The organism is Agrobacterium tumefaciens, assembly GCF_013337285.1.
Lineage (GTDB): Bacteria > Pseudomonadota > Alphaproteobacteria > Rhizobiales > Rhizobiaceae > Agrobacterium > Agrobacterium burrii.
On sequence record NZ_SUPW01000012.1, the window covers coordinates 19,965 to 35,796 of the forward strand.

At 58.3% G+C, this 15,832-nt stretch carries 13 protein-coding genes; 9 read left to right on the forward strand and 4 right to left on the reverse strand.

Translation table 11 applies throughout. The features are described 5' to 3' along the window. Positions 1-8: 8 nt before the first annotated feature. Positions 9-1,487, reverse strand: a complete 1,479-nt coding sequence (locus FCH38_RS22200; RefSeq protein ID WP_174375188.1) for an NAD-dependent succinate-semialdehyde dehydrogenase — start codon at positions 1,485-1,487, stop codon at positions 9-11. A 121-nt stretch (positions 1,488-1,608) separates the two neighbouring features. On the opposite strand from FCH38_RS22200, the gene FCH38_RS22205 reads away from it, so the two are divergent. Then, positions 1,609-2,076: an Lrp/AsnC family transcriptional regulator gene (locus FCH38_RS22205; RefSeq protein WP_142842036.1), complete on the forward strand. Its 468-nt coding sequence runs from the start codon at positions 1,609-1,611 to the stop codon at positions 2,074-2,076. A gap of 318 nt (positions 2,077-2,394) precedes the next feature. Then, positions 2,395-3,024, forward strand: a complete 630-nt coding sequence (gene catB, locus FCH38_RS22210; protein WP_149901079.1) for a type B chloramphenicol O-acetyltransferase — start codon at positions 2,395-2,397, stop codon at positions 3,022-3,024. A 141-nt stretch (positions 3,025-3,165) separates the two neighbouring features. Here catB and FCH38_RS22215 read toward each other — a convergent pair whose 3' ends face one another. Together FCH38_RS22215 and FCH38_RS22220 are read right to left on the reverse strand one after the other, a co-directional pair. After that, entirely contained in the window at positions 3,166-4,374 is a 1,209-nt protein-coding gene (locus FCH38_RS22215; protein WP_149901080.1) for an MFS transporter, read from the reverse strand. A 245-nt stretch (positions 4,375-4,619) separates the two neighbouring features. Continuing rightward, entirely contained in the window at positions 4,620-5,330 is a 711-nt protein-coding gene (locus FCH38_RS22220) for a GntR family transcriptional regulator (protein ID WP_174375189.1), read from the reverse strand. A gap of 167 nt (positions 5,331-5,497) precedes the next feature. On the opposite strand from FCH38_RS22220, the gene FCH38_RS22225 reads away from it, so the two are divergent. The 6 genes from FCH38_RS22225 to FCH38_RS22250 all read left to right on the forward strand — a co-directional run bounded on the left by FCH38_RS22225 (position 5,498) and on the right by FCH38_RS22250 (position 13,728). After that, complete coding sequence (locus tag FCH38_RS22225) at positions 5,498-7,438, forward strand: ABC transporter substrate-binding protein (RefSeq protein WP_174375190.1); 1,941 nt, start codon at positions 5,498-5,500, stop codon at positions 7,436-7,438. 75 nt (positions 7,439-7,513) lie between these two features. After that, on the forward strand, positions 7,514-8,500 hold the full coding sequence (locus FCH38_RS22230) for an ABC transporter permease (RefSeq protein WP_174375191.1): 987 nt from the start codon (positions 7,514-7,516) through the stop codon (positions 8,498-8,500). Then, positions 8,497-9,651, forward strand: a complete 1,155-nt coding sequence (locus tag FCH38_RS22235) for an ABC transporter permease (protein WP_174375192.1) — start codon at positions 8,497-8,499, stop codon at positions 9,649-9,651. The genes FCH38_RS22230 and FCH38_RS22235 overlap by 4 nt, the downstream gene beginning before the upstream one ends. Further along, positions 9,648-11,348, forward strand: coding sequence for an ABC transporter ATP-binding protein (locus tag FCH38_RS22240; RefSeq protein WP_174375193.1), 1,701 nt, complete (start codon positions 9,648-9,650; stop codon positions 11,346-11,348). The genes FCH38_RS22235 and FCH38_RS22240 overlap by 4 nt, the downstream gene beginning before the upstream one ends. Before the next feature lie 3 nt (positions 11,349-11,351). Continuing rightward, positions 11,352-12,560 carry a D-mannonate dehydratase ManD gene (gene manD / locus FCH38_RS22245; protein WP_153516131.1) on the forward strand — a complete coding sequence of 403 codons (1,209 nt, stop codon included), beginning with the start codon at positions 11,352-11,354 and terminating at the stop codon, positions 12,558-12,560. A gap of 13 nt (positions 12,561-12,573) precedes the next feature. Beyond that, the gene (locus tag FCH38_RS22250; protein ID WP_153516132.1) at positions 12,574-13,728 is read left to right on the forward strand and encodes a mandelate racemase/muconate lactonizing enzyme family protein; all 1,155 of its coding nucleotides are present in this window, start codon (positions 12,574-12,576) and stop codon (positions 13,726-13,728) included. 59 nt (positions 13,729-13,787) lie between these two features. Here the strand turns inward: FCH38_RS22250 and FCH38_RS22255 are convergent, their stop codons facing one another. Beyond that, complete coding sequence (locus FCH38_RS22255) at positions 13,788-14,558, reverse strand: FadR/GntR family transcriptional regulator (protein ID WP_153516184.1); 771 nt, start codon at positions 14,556-14,558, stop codon at positions 13,788-13,790. Between the two features lie 251 nt (positions 14,559-14,809). Here FCH38_RS22255 and FCH38_RS22260 point away from each other — a divergent pair, with 251 nt between their 5' ends. Continuing rightward, complete coding sequence (locus tag FCH38_RS22260) at positions 14,810-15,781, forward strand: substrate-binding domain-containing protein (protein WP_153516133.1); 972 nt, start codon at positions 14,810-14,812, stop codon at positions 15,779-15,781. Positions 15,782-15,832: the final 51 nt, after the last annotated feature.

The following is a 15,832-nucleotide window of genomic DNA, read 5'->3' on the forward strand; positions in this document are numbered from 1 at the left end:
AATTCCTTTCAGGCAGCAAGATTGCCGAAGCAGACATATTTGGGTTCGAGATATTCCAGGAGACCATGGCGCGACCCCTCGCGGCCAAGCCCGGATTGCTTCCAGCCGCCGAATGGAATGGGCGCGCCGGTGAATTTCGGCGTGTTGACGGCCACCATGCCGTATTCCAGCTGGTTGGTGAGACGCATCGCGCGGCCGAGATCGTTGGTATAGAGATAGGCTGCAAGCCCCATTTCCGTCGCGTTGGCGCGGCGGATCACCTCCTGCTCATCGTCGAACGGCAATATGGCGGCGACCGGCCCGAAGGTTTCCTCGCGGGCGATCAGCATGTCGTCGGTAACGTCTGCAAGAACCGTCGGCGTAACAAAATTGCCGCCCAGAGGGCTATCCTGTCCGCCGCAGACCAGACGTGCGCCGGCTGAAAGAGCCTGGGCGATCTGCTGACGGCATTTCTCGGCGACGGAGGGGCGCGTCATCGGGCCGATATCGATGTCGGGTTCAAGACCGTGGCCAACCACAAGTTCGGACGTCGCTTTGGCAAACTGGTCGATGAACCGTTCGTAAACTGCGCGTTGAACGTAGATGCGGTTTGCCGCAAGGCAGTCCTGTCCTGATGTGGCGAATTTGGCGCCGAGGCAGCCTTTGACCGCCTGGGACAGGTTGGTATCCTCGAATACGATGAAAGGCGCATGGCCACCAAGCTCAAGCGACGCTTTTTTGATCGTTGCCGCCGATTGTTCGAGGAGGATCCGCCCGACCTGCGTCGAGCCGGTGAAGGAAAATGCGCGGACATCCGTGTGGTCCAGAAGGCGGCGCGTCAGCGGGGCGGCTTCGCCGGGCAGCACCTGTAAAACGCCTGATGGCATTCCCGCTTCTTCTGCAAGCTTTGCCAGAGCCAGAGCCGAGAGCGGCGTTTCCGGCGCCGGTTTGACGATCATGGTGCACCCGGCGGCAAGGGCGGCACCGGCCTTGCGGGTTATCATGGCGGAAGGGAAGTTCCATGGGGTGATTGCGACGGTAACGCCGATTGGCTGCATCTGCACGGAGAGGCTGCCGCCCTTTAAATGGCTCGGGATGGTTTCACCATAGGATCGTTCGCCTTCGCTCGCGAACCAGTCGAGAAAATTGGCGGCATAGGAAATCTCGCCAAGGGATTCGGAAAGCGGTTTGCCCTGTTCGGCGGTTATGATGGTGGCGAGATCATCCGCGTTTTCACGCATCAGTCTGCCCCAGGCGCGCAGGATGTCGCCACGCTCGACGGGCAGCCGTTCCCGCCAGTCGAGAAAGGCTCTGCCGGCGGCATCGATTGCGACATCGACATCGTCGAGCGAACAGGATGTCACGCTGGCGAGGTGGTCGCCGGTGGCCGGATCGATAACGCTCAGTTTCTCGTCACGCGCCACCCATGCCCCATCAAGAAAGGCACGATGCTCGACCAGATCGGGCCGATGCAGACTTTTAAGCGCCGCGCTGGCGATATCTTTCATGAGGAGGCTCCCTTTTTATTTGCAAGGAGCTTAGCGGCGCGGCATCATCGATCGGCGGCGTTTATTCCTGTTATGGCGCAGGAATGATGCTTAGTTTTTCAAATTGACGCAGGAATTCTGCATGACCACCATAGATCGAGCCGACAGGGCGTTGCTTGACGCCGTGCAGAAGAACAACCGCCTGACGTCGGAAGAGCTGGCGCAGATCGTCAACCTGTCGCCCACGGCCTGCCAAAGACGGCTGAAGCGCCTGCGCGAGGAGGGGGTGATTGAAGCGGATGTGGCAATCATCTCACCCAAAGCCGTCGGGCGCGGCATCACCATGATCGTTCTGGTATCGCTGGAGCGCGAGCGGGCGGACATTGTCGATCGCTTCAAGGCCGCCATCCGCGCCACGCGTGAAGTCATGATCGGCTATTATGTGACCGGCGACGCCGACTTCATTCTGGTCATCACGGCAAAGGACATGGAGGATTACGAGGCTTTCACCCGCCGGTTCTTTTATGAAAACCATGACATTAAAGGCTTCAAGACCATGGTTGTGATGGATCGGGTTAAAGCCGGCTTTGCCTTTCCAATCGAAGCCTGATTGAGGGGGCGATCTGGAAGCCCGGTTGAAAGAATTCCCATCCCGGGCATTGCCGGGCGAAAGTCCGAAAGAAACCCAGCCCCGGCAAGGGTCGACGCCGAAAATTCCCCCAGCACAAATCTTCAGTCGCCTGGCACCGACTTGGCCTTCGAGGATTTTTGCGATAATCAGGCCTGATGATAAAAGCATCGAGTATCACCTGCATCTAGCTCCCGCCGCAGCGCGAGGAGCATCGGGCGAGGAGCCGGCCGGCTTCGCGCTTGGCGTCGGCTTGCCTGAAGGCAAGCGAATGCGAACACATGCAGTGAGATTACCTCAATGGAAAATTATTTCGAAAGCCCGTTCCGGGGCATCACGCTCGACAGGCAGGTAAAGAACCCCAACCTCATCGTCGGTAAATACAGCTATTATTCCGGTTATTATCACGGCCACAGTTTTGAAGATTGTGCCCGTTATCTGCTGGCGGATGAAGGCGCGGACAAGCTGGTTATCGGAAGCTTCTGCTCCATTGGTTCGGGTGCCGCCTTCATCATGGCGGGCAATCAGGGCCATCGGAACAAGTGGATAAGCACCTTCCCGTTCTTCTTCATGCCGGAAGTGCCGGAATTCGAAAACGCGGAGAATGGTTATTTGCCGGCGGGCGACACCCTCATCGGCAACGATGTCTGGATAGGCTCGGAAGCGATCATCATGCCCGGCATCAAGATCGGCGATGGCGCCGTCATCGGAACGAGGGCGCTGGTGACGAAGGATGTCGAACCTTACGCCATCGTCGGCGGCAACCCCGCCAAAACCATTCGCAAGCGGTTTGAAGACGATGACATCGCCCTGCTGCTTGAGATGAAATGGTGGGAGTGGCCGGCAGAAAAGCTCAAAGCCGCAATGCCGCTTATGACGAGCGGCAACGTCGCAAAGCTGCATCGGTTCTGGCAGGCCCACCTTCCGTAAAGGCGATGTTGCCGACCTGCCTCATTGAGGCAGGTCGGCTACCCGAAGCGCGAGAAACATGCGTGCTGGCGTCGTAACAACGCCAGCAGAATTGTGGATGATCAGACGCCTTGCCAGTGGCGTGACGTAGAAAGGCAGAGATCAATCCGGACGCTGCAGCAAAGCGAGAGCAACCGTGAAACCGGCCAAAATCGCAGTCAAGGTCAACGGAGCGGTAGCGCCATAGGAATCAACGATGTAGCCGCCAAAAACCGCACCGATACTGATGGCCACCTGAAAGGAAACGACCATCAGGCTGCCTGCTGCCTCCAGGGCATCGGGTGCGCCGCGGGAAAGGTTGGTCGGCAGCACCACCGGCGCCATGCCGAAGGCAAGACCCCAAAGAGCGACGAGAGCAAATGCGGCACCTGTATGAGCACCCCAGACGACAAGGGCGATCGTCGCAAACGCCATCAGGGCGGCAGTGACGATGAGTGCGAGGCGGATACTGGTGTCAGCCATCCGGCCCCCCAGCACATTGCCGATCACGGAAGCGACACCAAAGCCGAGCAAGGCGAGGGCAATCGGCGTGGTCTCAAGCAGCGTCACCTGTTCGAGGAAGGGACGCACATAGACCGAACCGGCAAAATGCCCCGTCATCAGCAACAGGATTGCAAGCATCCCCAGTTGAACGCTGCGCCGCCGCGTCAGCCGCAGAACATCGGAAAGACTGTTGCTCGTGCTTGCCGGCAGCGAGGGCAGGCTGAGTATCTGCAGCAGCATGGCAATTATGGCGAGCCCCGCCGTCATCGACATGGCGATGCGCCATCCAACCCAGTCGCTGATCAAGGCGCCCATTGAAGGGGCAGCGATGGTGGCGAGCGAAACGCCGAGGGTGACGATGGCCATGCCGCGCCCGGTCGAATTTGCGCCAACGAGCCGCGCGACAACGGCAACCGAAAGAGCCCAGAAGCCGCTGAGCGCGATACCCAGTCCGGCCCGGCCCACCAACAATAGCCAGAAATCCGCAGCAACTGATGCGAGAATGTTGGAACCGATGGCCAGCGCGCTGAGACCGACAAGCACGGTCTTGCGGTTCAGTTTGCCGATGAGAACATTGCTCAGCAAAGCCGTCACGGCGCCTACGGAAGCTGTCGCCGTGACGACCTGCCCGGCTGTACCCTCGGTGATGCCGAGATCGCGCGCCATGGGCGTCAACAATCCCGCTGGCAGGAACTCGGCCGATACCAGCGCAAAGCTGGTGGCCGCCATCGAAAGAACCGCAAACCAGGTGGCTGCGGTCCATGCTGGTTGCTCGGCGGTCTCCAGGCCAATTGTTGCCCCATCAAATTCTGATGTCGTGTCCGTCATGGTGTCTCTCCTTGAGTTGAGAGAGTTTTAGACGAATTTTTCCGGATGATATGTATCTAAAAATCCGAATTTCATGCCTATTCCTCCTAAATTTGTGCGTCGCACAACGTTCGGATGCGCATATGCATGGCCGCTATCTGAGATATGAAGGCCGGATGCCTGGCGTCTGCGGAGGAAGCGAGGTCTGTTCCCTGTCTGGCTGTGGGCCATCTCTCGCGCGTCGCCCCGGACCGGCCGTTTCGTGTTCACCGCATGTCGGATCTGGCATGGCGCGAAACGCGCATATGCTCGATGATGTGCGCGCCCGAGCCTGAGACGTGGGTGGCTATGGCAGCCGCGGCGGCGTCGGAATCATGCATCTTCAGGCAGCGCAACAGTTCCTGATGCTCTTTGACCACATCACGCTGACGTTTTACCGAGGTGGAAAACCGCCGGCTGATCGCGCCCAGAATCTGTCGGTGACGCACCCACAGGTCGACGGCATGCCGGTTGTAGTGTCGGTCGTACATGAGTTGATGAAATTGCAGATCGAGGTCGGAATGCTTTGCCTCGTCCGCGAAATTCAGGTCCTCGATCTGTTGCTGCAAGTCTTCTAGCGCTTCAATGTCTGCTTTGGTGGCAATGCCCACAAACCAGCGTGTCAAAGCGGGCTCGATCAAAACCTCGATCTCACAGATGTCGCGCACGAAGTCCTCGTCTATCGGGCGCACGCGCGCGCCGCGATTGGGCGCCATGACGACGAAACCTTCGCCGCGCAATTGCTGGAGGGCTTCGCGGACCGGGTTGGTCGAAGTGCCCATCCGGTTTGCGAGGTCCGTGACCTTCAACCGCTCATTTGCCTTCAGGCGGCCGTGAATGATGTCGTCGCGCAGGCGCTCATAGACCGAAACTTCGGCCTCGTCCGTCATGGAGTCCAACTCCGGCGTTGGTGCAGAAAGGGTGGTGATCGTGTTCATGAGGTTGCTTTTAAAGCATTTTCCCCGCGATTGCCAATAGGAAAACGTATTTTCATACATTCATATTGACAAATAATGTACGATCTGAAAGTTTTTGTGCACAAGACGGAGGAGGCGCCGTCTGAGGGAGAATGCCGGTGGTGGAGCCGGTAATCGGAGGAGAAGAAATGAATTACCGGTTCACACCGCGTCGCTTTGGCCTGTCCGGCACGCTGCTTGCTACTGCCCTTCTTTGCGGAACGGCTCCTTTATGGGCTGCCGATTACAGGCAGGCGCCTGCGCTTGATGAGCAGGTGAAAGGCGGCAAACTGCCGGCCGTCACTGAGCGTCTGCCAGAGACGCCGTTCGTCGAAACCATGGTGGATGGTGTCGGCAAATATGGCGGCACGCTGCGCACGACCATTCTCGCCAACGGCGACCAGTACAATCTGACGCGCACCATTGCCAACGAGTTGCTGGTTCGCTGGGATCCGCAGTGGAAAAAGATCATGCCTTCCCTTGCGGAAGAGTTCAAAGCATCGGACGATGCGACGACCTACACATTCAAGCTGCGCAAGGGCCTGAAATGGAGCGATGGCCAGCCCTTCACGGCCGATGACATCATGTTCTGGTATGAAGACGTCTTCATGAACCCGGCGCTGTCTCCGGCAAAGAACCCGACCTTCACGGTGGGCGGAAAGCCGGTGAAGGTCACGAAGATCGATGACCTCACCGTCGAGTTCAAGTTCGAGTCGCCCTATGGCCTGTTTCTGCAACAGCTTGCCTATGGTCAGGGGCATCTGCCGGTCATTTATCCCAAGCACTATCTCAGCCAGTTTCATGAGAAGTACAATAAGGATGGCATTCCAGCCATTCTGAAATCCAACCCGGCCGCCGGCGACTGGGTGGCGCTGTTCAACTCCAAGGTTTCGCTGACCTTCCAGCCCGCTTATTGGCAGAACCTCGAGCTGCCCACGATGAACCCATGGGTGCTGACGGTGCCTTATGCGGATCAGGACCGCGTCGTTGCCACACGCAACCCATATTACTGGAAGGTCGATACGGCCGGCAATCAGCTTCCCTATATCGACACGATCACCTGGGCCAAGCTCGACGATCCGCAGTTGATGGCACTGAAGATGACGTCCGGTGAGTTCGATTTCGCGTTCCGCCACATCAACAACGCCACATTCAAGTCGGTTCTGTTTGATGGTCAGGAAACCGGCAATTACAAGTTCGTGGACGTGAAGGATCTTCCGGCAAACGACGCCACCATTCTGCTGAATCTGAATTCCACCGATCCGGTCAAACGCAAGATTTTCCAGAACAAGGATTTCCGTATTGCGCTGAGCCAGGCCATCAACCGGCAGGAAATCATCGATCTTGTCTATGTGGGGCAGGGCACGCCTGCGCAGGTGGCGGTGCAGCCCGAACACGAGCTCTACAACGAACGCGAGGCGACGCAGTACACGCAGTTTGATCCAAAGCTCTCGGCCGAAATGCTCGACAAAATCCTGCCGAAGAAGGATGCGGAAGGTTTCCGGCTGGATGAAACCGGCAAGCGGCTGACGATCAACTTCATGGTGGCGGATGTCTTCGGTCTGTCCTACCCCGATGTCATGCAGATGGTTCAGCAATACGCCAAAGATGTCGGCATCGATATCCAGCTCAGGACCACGGACCGGGCGCGATTGAACACCATGTGGTCGGCAAACGAGCAGGATGCCTATATCTGGAACTGCGTCGGCGGCCTTTCCGAGGTCTATACCGACCCGCGCTGCTACATGCCGTTCCAGAAGGCGGATATCTTCTTCGCCATGAAGTGGAGCGAATGGTACGCCAATCACGCCACCGGCGAGGAGCCTCCGGCCGAGATCAAGGCGCTGATGGCGTCTTACGACAAGGTCAACGCGGCCGTGACGGACGATGATCGTCGCGACAAGATGAAGGCGTTCCTTGAGCTTTCAGCCGATAACTTCCTCAATATCGGTATTTCCCGGCCCAAGCCGAAATACATGATGACATCGAAGAACCTGAAGAATGTGGTGAACGGCATCCCGATCACCGGCAATCTCTGGCACCCTGCGCCGACGCTGACGCAGTGGTATTTCGACAAGCCTGCTCAATAAGGCTCCTCCCGCCGGCAGTGGCGTAAATGCCGCTGCCGGTCCCTTCGATCTATGTCACATCGAACGGCGAGATCCATGTTTCGTTTTATTCTCAAGCGGCTGGTGTTTGCGATACCGACACTGTTTGCCGTATCCATCATCGCCTTCATCATCATCCAGCTGCCGCCCGGTGACTATCTCACGACGCTGATGGCGGACTGGGCCAGCCAGGGCGGCGCTGTGGAAGCGGGAACGGTAGAGGCCATGCGCGAGCGTTATGGTCTCGATCAGCCCATGTATTTCCAATATTACAAGTGGATCTGGGGTATCCTCACGAAAGGCGATTTCGGCATTTCTTTCGAGCTGGGACGTCCGGTGACGGAACTCATATGGAGCCGCCTCGGTTTCTCGCTTCTGCTCTCGTTTCTGACGCTGTGCTTCGTGTGGGCAATCGCCATTCCCATCGGCATTCTGTCGGCTGTCCGGAAATATTCGATTTCCGATTATTCCGCGACTTTTCTCGCCTTCTTCTTTCTGGCCGTGCCGGATTTCCTGATGGCGCTGTCTGCCATGTACGTCATGTCCGCCTGGTTTGGGCAAAGCGTCGGCGGGCTGTTTTCACCGGCATTTGTCGATGCTCCCTGGAGCTTCGCAAGGCTGGTGGATTTTTCCCAGCATGTCTGGCTGCCGGTCATCGTCATCGGGCTCGGCTCGCTTGCCGCCCTTGTGCGCATCATGCGCGCCAATCTGCTGGATGAGCTTTCGAAACCCTATGTCACGACGGCTCGCGCCAAAGGCATGTCGGAATTCGAATTGTTGATGCGCTATCCGGTGCGACTGGCGCTCAACCCGCTGATTTCCACGCTGGGCTGGATTTTGCCGGCGGTGATCTCAGGCGAAATCATCGTCTCCGTCGTCATGAGCCTGCCCACCACCGGGCCGTTGCTGCTGCGCGCGCTGCTTGCCCAGGACATGTATCTCGCTGGCTCGCTCATCCTGCTGATCTCGGTGCTGACGATCATCGGCACTTTGATTTCGGACATCCTGCTTGCCATCACTGACCCGCGGATTCGGCTGCAATGACAGACATCACTCACCTCCCGCCGGATACCGGCCCATCGCTCGACCTTCACAACAAGGATATTGCCGTTGCCGGACAATGGCGTCTCTTCTGGCTCAAGTTCAAGAAGCATAAAATCGCCCTTGTGAGCCTGGTGGTGATCATCGTCATGTATCTCGTGGCGGCTTTTGCGAATTTTATCGCCCCGGTTGATCCCAACGCCACCAATGCCCGCTTCACCTATGCGCCGCCGCAATGGGTATCGCTGATGCATGACGGCTCTTTCAAGCCGCATGTCAACCAGTTGAAGATGACGCTGAACACGGAGTCCATGCGTCGGGAATTCACGCCCGATCCGGCCAAGCCGCTCACTGTCGGCTTCTTCGTCAAGGCGCAGCAACCCTATCATCTGCTCGGCTTCATTCCGATGGAAACCAAGCTGTTCGGTCTGACCGACCCCAAGCCCGGCGACAGTCTCTATATTTTCGGTGCAGACCGTCTGGGGCGCGATATCTTCAGCCGCGTCGTGCACGGCGCCCAGATATCGCTGTCCATCGGCCTCGTCGGCGTGTTCATGAGCCTCATTCTGGGCGTTACCATCGGCGGTATATCCGGATTCTTCGGCGGATGGCTCGATCTCGTCATCCAGCGTGCCATAGAGTTGCTGCGATCCATTCCGACGATCCCGCTATGGATGGGGCTTGCAGCCGCAATCCCGATCGGGTGGCCGCCGCTTCGCACCTATTTCATCATTACCCTGATCGTCTCATTGATCGGCTGGACCAGTCTGGCACGCGAGGTGCGCGGCAAGTTCCTGTCATTGAGGAACGAGGACTTCGTCATCGCCGCACGGCTGGACGGGATGAGCGAATTCCGCATCATCTTCAGCCATCTCGTGCCGTCTTTCATGAGCCACATCATCGCGACGCTGACGCTTGCCATTCCCTCGATGATCCTGGCTGAAACCGCGCTGTCCTTCCTCGGTATCGGCCTTCAGCCGCCAATCATCTCCTGGGGTGTTCTCCTTCAGGAAGCGCAGAACATCCGCGCGGTGGCGCAGGCGCCCTGGCTGCTGTTCACGCCCGCCGCCGCGATCGTGATCTCGGTGCTTTCCCTCAACTTCCTCGGCGATGGCCTTCGCGATGCCGCAGACCCATACGAGTCCGTATCATGACCAGCAGTGACGACACGATCCTCAAGGTCGATAATCTCAAGACCTATTTTCCAACCCGCACCGGCATCTTCAAGGCGGTGGATGGCGTCTCCTTCGAGCTGAAACGCGGCCAGACGCTCTGCGTCGTCGGTGAATCCGGCTCGGGCAAATCGGTGACGGCGCGCTCGATCCTTCAGATCGTCGACAGGCCCGGTCGCATCGAAGACGGCCATATCCTGCTGAAACGGCTGGATGGCAGCGTGACCGATCTTGCAGCGCTCGATCCGCGCGGCAAGGAGATCCGCTCGGTGCGCGGCAAAGAGATCGCCATGATCTTTCAGGAGCCGATGAGTTCGCTGTCTCCGGTCCACCGCATCGGCACACAGATCGGAGAGGCGCTTCGCATCCATTTCGGAACGTCAAAGAAGGAGCAACGCGCCCGCGTCATCGAGTTGCTCAGACAGGTGGAAATACCAAGGCCCGAAACGGCGATCGATCGCTACACGTTCGAATTCTCCGGCGGAATGCGCCAGCGCGTGATGATCGCCATGGCGCTTGCCTGCAATCCATCCGTTCTGATCGCCGACGAACCAACGACGGCGCTCGATGTGACGACGCAGGCGGAAATTCTCGATCTCATCAAGAAACTCCAGAAAAGCCATGGCATGGCGGTTCTGTTCATCACCCACGACATGGGCGTGGTGGCGGAAATTGCCGACGACGTCCTCGTCATGTATCGCGGCAAGGTGATGGAGAAAGGCTCGGTCGAGCAGATTTTCCACGCGCCGCAGGATGACTATACGCGTGGACTGATCGGCTCCGTCGTCAAGCTGGAGAAAAAGGCGGAGGTGCGGCTGAGCCGTCCCGCGATACCGGCTGAAACGCCGCTTCTTCTCGATGTCAAAAACCTGTCGCTGACCTTTGCTTCGGGTCTGAAGGCTGTCGACGACGTGTCCCTGTCGGTTCGTCCGGGAGAAACCCTTGGCATCGTCGGCGAATCCGGGTCCGGCAAAACGACGATGGGCCGCTGCCTCCTGCGCATTTACGATCCGCAGGCCGGGACGATCGGCTATCGCCGTCCGGATGGCAGCACCGTCGATCTTCGCACCGCCGGCAAAACGACGTTGAAGGACGTTCGCCGTGAGGTTCGGATGATCTTTCAGGATCCTGTCGGTTCGCTCAGCCCGCGCAAAACCGTCGGCCAGATCATTGCGGAGCCTTTGAAACTTGCCGGCATGAAAGGCGCCGAGGTCGAGGATCGCGTTGCCGAGCTGATGCAGCAGGTGGGGTTGGAACCCGCATGGCGCGAGCGCTATCCGCATGCCTTTTCCGGTGGCCAGCGCCAGCGCATCGGCATTGCAAGGGCAATCGCGGTCAAGCCCCGCCTCATCGTCGCGGATGAGGCGACGTCCGCGCTCGACGTTTCGCTTCGCTCGCAGATGCTCGACCTGATGATGAGCCTTCAGGACCAGCTCGGCCTGTCCTACGTCTTCATCTCCCACGACATGTCCGTCATTCGCTACATGTGCGACCGCGTTGCGGTCATGTATCGCGGCAAGGTCGTGGAGATGGGCGACACGGATCAGGTCGTCAACGATCCGCAGCATGACTATACGCGCTCGCTGCTGTCGGCCATTCCCCATCCCGATCCGCGTGAGAGACGCCTGTCCCAGCGCTTCCGCTACGATCCCACCCGCACCGTTTCCACCATTGGATAAGTCATGAAAATTACCGACGTTAAAATCATCGTTTGCTCACCCGGCCGCAATTTCGTGACGGTGAAGATATTCACTGACGAAGGGCTGACCGGCGTGGGTGACGCGACGCTCAACGGCCGTGAAAAGGCGGTTGTCGCTTATCTTCAGGATCATCTGGCGCCTCTGCTGATCGGCCGCGATCCGTCGCGGATCGAAGATATCTGGCAATATTTCTACAAGGGCGCCTATTGGCGTCGCGGTCCGGTGACGATGGCCGCCATTGCCGGTATCGATACCGCGCTTTGGGATATCAAGGCCAAAGCCGCAAATATGCCGCTTTATCAGCTCTTCGGCGGTGCGAGCCGTGAGAAGGTGCTTTGCTACACCCATGCGCAGGGCACGGATATCAGCGAAGCGGTGGAAGCCGTCGGCAAACGGATCGATCAAGGCTACAAGGCCGTTCGGGTGCAGGTCGGCATTCCCGGTCTGCCCGGCGTTTACGGAACCGGGGCAAAAGCCGTCACCAACAATGCCGTCGATGATGCCGTTCCGCATGAGGAAGTGTGGTCCACATCGAAATATATGCGGCATATTCCGAAGCTTTTTGAAGCGGTTCGTGACGCCTATGGCGATGACATCGAACTGCTGCACGACACGCATCACCGTTTGACGCCTATCGAGGCGGCGCGGCTGGGCAAGGATCTGGAATTTGCCCGTCTGTTCTGGCTTGAGGATGCGGTTGCCGCCGAACATCAGGAAGGCTTTCGCCTGATCCGCAAGCACACGACGACGCCGCTTGCGGTTGGCGAAGTGTTCAACACGATCTGGGATGCCCGCCTGCTGATCGAAGAGCAGTTGATCGATTATATCCGCATGACCTCGGTCCATGCGGGCGGTGTGACGGCACTTCGCCGTGTGATGGATTTTGCCGGTATCTATAATGTCCGCACCGCCTGCCACGGCGCAATGGACATGTCGCCCATCTGCCTTGGCGCCAATCTCCATCTCGACCTGTGGGTGCCGAATTTCGGTATCCAGGAATATTCCGGTTATCTGCCGGAAATCCTCGAGGTGTTTCCAAGCGCATGGAGCCTGAAGGACGGCTATCTGCATCCCGGTGACGCCATCGGCCATGGCGTCTATATCGATGAGAAACTCGCAGAGAAATATCCGTATCAGCGCGCCTATCTGCCCGTGAACCGTCTGGAAGACGGCACGCTCTGGCATTGGTAAGGGGAGAGACGATATGAAGATTACAGCAATCAAGAGCTACGCGGTCAAGGTCGGCATTCGCAACCAGCTTCTGGTGAAGATCGAGACCGATGAAGGCATTTTCGGCTGGGGCGAAAGCGGTCTTTCGGGGCGAGAAAAGGCGGTTGTCGGCGTGCTCGAGCACTATGCCGAGTTCCTGTGCGGTCGCGATCCCTTCAAGATCGGCGCGCTCTGGCAGGAAATGTATCGTAGCCAGTATTTCGAGGGTGGGCGTGTGCTGCAGGCGGCAATCTCCGCCATCGATATAGCCCTCTACGACATCAAGGGAAAAGCTCTTGGCGTCCCGGTCTACGATCTGCTCGGCGGCAAGCAGCGCGACCGTATTCCGACATTCGCCACGACGTTCGCAGCCCCCGGTGAAGCGATGATCGAACAGGCGCAGATGCTCGTCGAACATGGCTGGACCGCCATGCGCCTGTCTCCCGACGGTCACGAGAACAAGGAGATTTACGAGCCGCGTGAGCATATCGCGACAACAGCGAAATGGTGCGTCAAGGCGCGCGAAGTGCTGGGCGACGATGTGGTGCTCGGCATCGATTATCACCACCGCCTGACGGTGGCGGAAGCGGCGAGCTTCTGCCAGAAGATGCCGAAGGGCACACTCGACTTCTTGGAAGAGCCTATTCGTGATGAATCCCCCGGCGCCTACGAGGCCCTGCGGCGTCTCACCGACGTACCGTTCGCCATCGGTGAGGAGTTCTCATCCAAGTGGCAGTTCCAGCCCTATATCGAGCGGGACATCCACCAGTTCAACCGTCTCGATGTCTGCAATGTCGGCGGCTTGACGGAGAGCATGAAGGTCGCCGCATGGAGCGAAACGCATTATGTGGACATGATGCCGCACAATCCGCTCGGGCCGATCTGCACCGCGGCGACGATCCATTTTTCGGCAGCGGTTGCCAATTTCTCATGGCTTGAAACACGTGCCAGCCCGGCTGAAACCCATCTCGGTTTCGACAATTCGGAGTTCTTCCCGGTTCAGCCAAAACTTGATGGGCCTTATTACCCGGTTTCTGATGCACCCGGTCTTGGCATCGAGGTGAACGAGAAGCTGATCGCACGGCAAAGCTTCGAATTCTGGGAAGCACCTCACCTCAAACGTCGCGACGGGTCCGTGACCAACTGGTGATGTCGCAGATGCGTATCGCTTGGATAACAGTCGGCGATACGCAGTTTTTGCCCGTCAGATTACTTTTCAACGGAGTCAGATGCCTTGCGGGCACGTGACAAGGCATCCGTCATCTCGCTTCGTGCAACACCAATAAGCCGCTCCATCGCCTGGCGAGCCGCATCCGGACGCCGCATCCGTATCGCTTCAAGCACGTCCTGATGCGTCGAAATGGCTTGTTCATGGGACTGGCTGGCACGATTGGTCAGGCGGAAGCTTGCAAGCAGGGCAGCGCGAATGGCGGTGGCGAACTGCCGGTAGACCCAGTTGCCGCTGGCATTGATGATCGCTGTATGGAAATCCAGATCGGCCCGGCTCCAGTCTTCGGTGTCGCGGGCATTGGCCTCCACCATGTTCTCGAACGCTCTGGAAATATGGTACAATTGCCGGGCATTGGCATTTGCCGCCGCCTGCGCTGCCGCCGCCGGTTCGAGTAGCTGGCGGGCATCGATGAGCGAGGCATAAAAGGCGTCGTCAGCGCCCACCGACAGCATGACATCCAGCACGATCGGATCGAGATAGTTCCAGTTCTCACGCGGCAAAACGGTTGTGCCTGCCCGCGTTCGCGACCGCACCATGCCGAGCGCTGAAAGATATTGCATTGCCTCCCGCAGGCTGGTGCGGCTGACGCTGAACCTTTCTGTCAGTTCGGCTTCGTTCGGAAGCGTCGAGTTCTCTGGAAAAGCGCCTGAGACGATCAACTCGACAAGACAGTGGAGCAGCATTTCCCGCACGCTGCGTTTGCCGTGCTGGGCAATCGGCGTGCCGTGTTCCGTCAGCACTTGGGTCATGCGGCCGCTTTTCACGGTGCTGCTATCCTTCTGTTTCTTTTCCCGACATGCGTGAAAAGCCTGCTCGCCTCGACCCGCAACCGAAAATTACGAAGGGACTCAATCGATAATATGAATGATCCTGGCAAAACGATCAAATCGAAAAATAAATCGTATTTAAGTTGACATTTGTCCGACTTAAATTAAGGTTTCGTTGTGCCGAATGGTGGAGAGAGACACCGGCAGTCGGGTTTTTATCAGGGAGAGAGCAGATGAAGCTCATTAGACACGTGGCACTTCTGGCTGCGGCAGCATGTGCGGGCGCAACGACCGTTGCCGCGCAGGAAGATCTGAAAGTTGGCGCAATCTATATGGATGCGCAGGGTTTTTATGCGGGTGTACGCAAGGGCATCCAGAGCGGAGCGGCGGAAGCCGGCCGCAAGCTTGATGTTGTCGAGACAAATGCACAGGGAGATGTCAGCAAGGAATCCTCCTTCATCGATTCCTTGATCTCCGCCGGCGTTCAGGCCATCATCATATCGCCTGTTTCCGCCGATGGCTCTTACCGGGCAATCCGCCGTGCGCATGACGCGGGCATTCCGGTGGTCTGCTACAACACATGCCTCAACGACGCCGAAATGAAGGAATATATCTCGGCCTATGCGGTCGGCGATCCATTCGATTTCGGCCGCAAGCTCGGTGATGCGGCTGCGGACTATTTCATCGCCCAGAAGAATGAAGCACCGAAGATCGCGGTTCTGAACTGCGAATTCGTCGAAGTCTGCGTTACACGCAGAAAAGGCTTCGAAGAGGCGTTACAGGCCAAGGTGCCGGGTGCGAAGATCGTTGCCAACCAGGAAGGCGCTATCCTCGACAAGGCAGTTTCGGTCGCCAGCACGATGCTTTCCTCCAACCCGGATATCGACGCCTTCTTCGGCGAGGCGGGTGGGGCAACGTTGGGCGCGGCCCGTGCGGTTAAAAGCCAGGGCAAGACCGGCAAAGTGGTCGTCTTTGGCGGCGACATGACCACCGAAATTGCCCAGGAACTGGCTGACTTCTCGGTCATCAAGGCTGTTGTCGATATTTCCGGCCAGGGTCTCGGCAGGCTGGCGCTTGCTCAGGCGATCAAGTCCATCGACGGCCAGCCGCCAGAAGGCATCAAGGTCGCTTACGATATCGATCTCTACAAGTCGTCCGAAGATGGCAAGGGCTGGCTGAAGGCGCATGCTGACGGCATCCCCTGATCAACCTTTCGTCGCTGCGGCTCCGTGAGCGGTCCGCCAGATAGAGCCGCC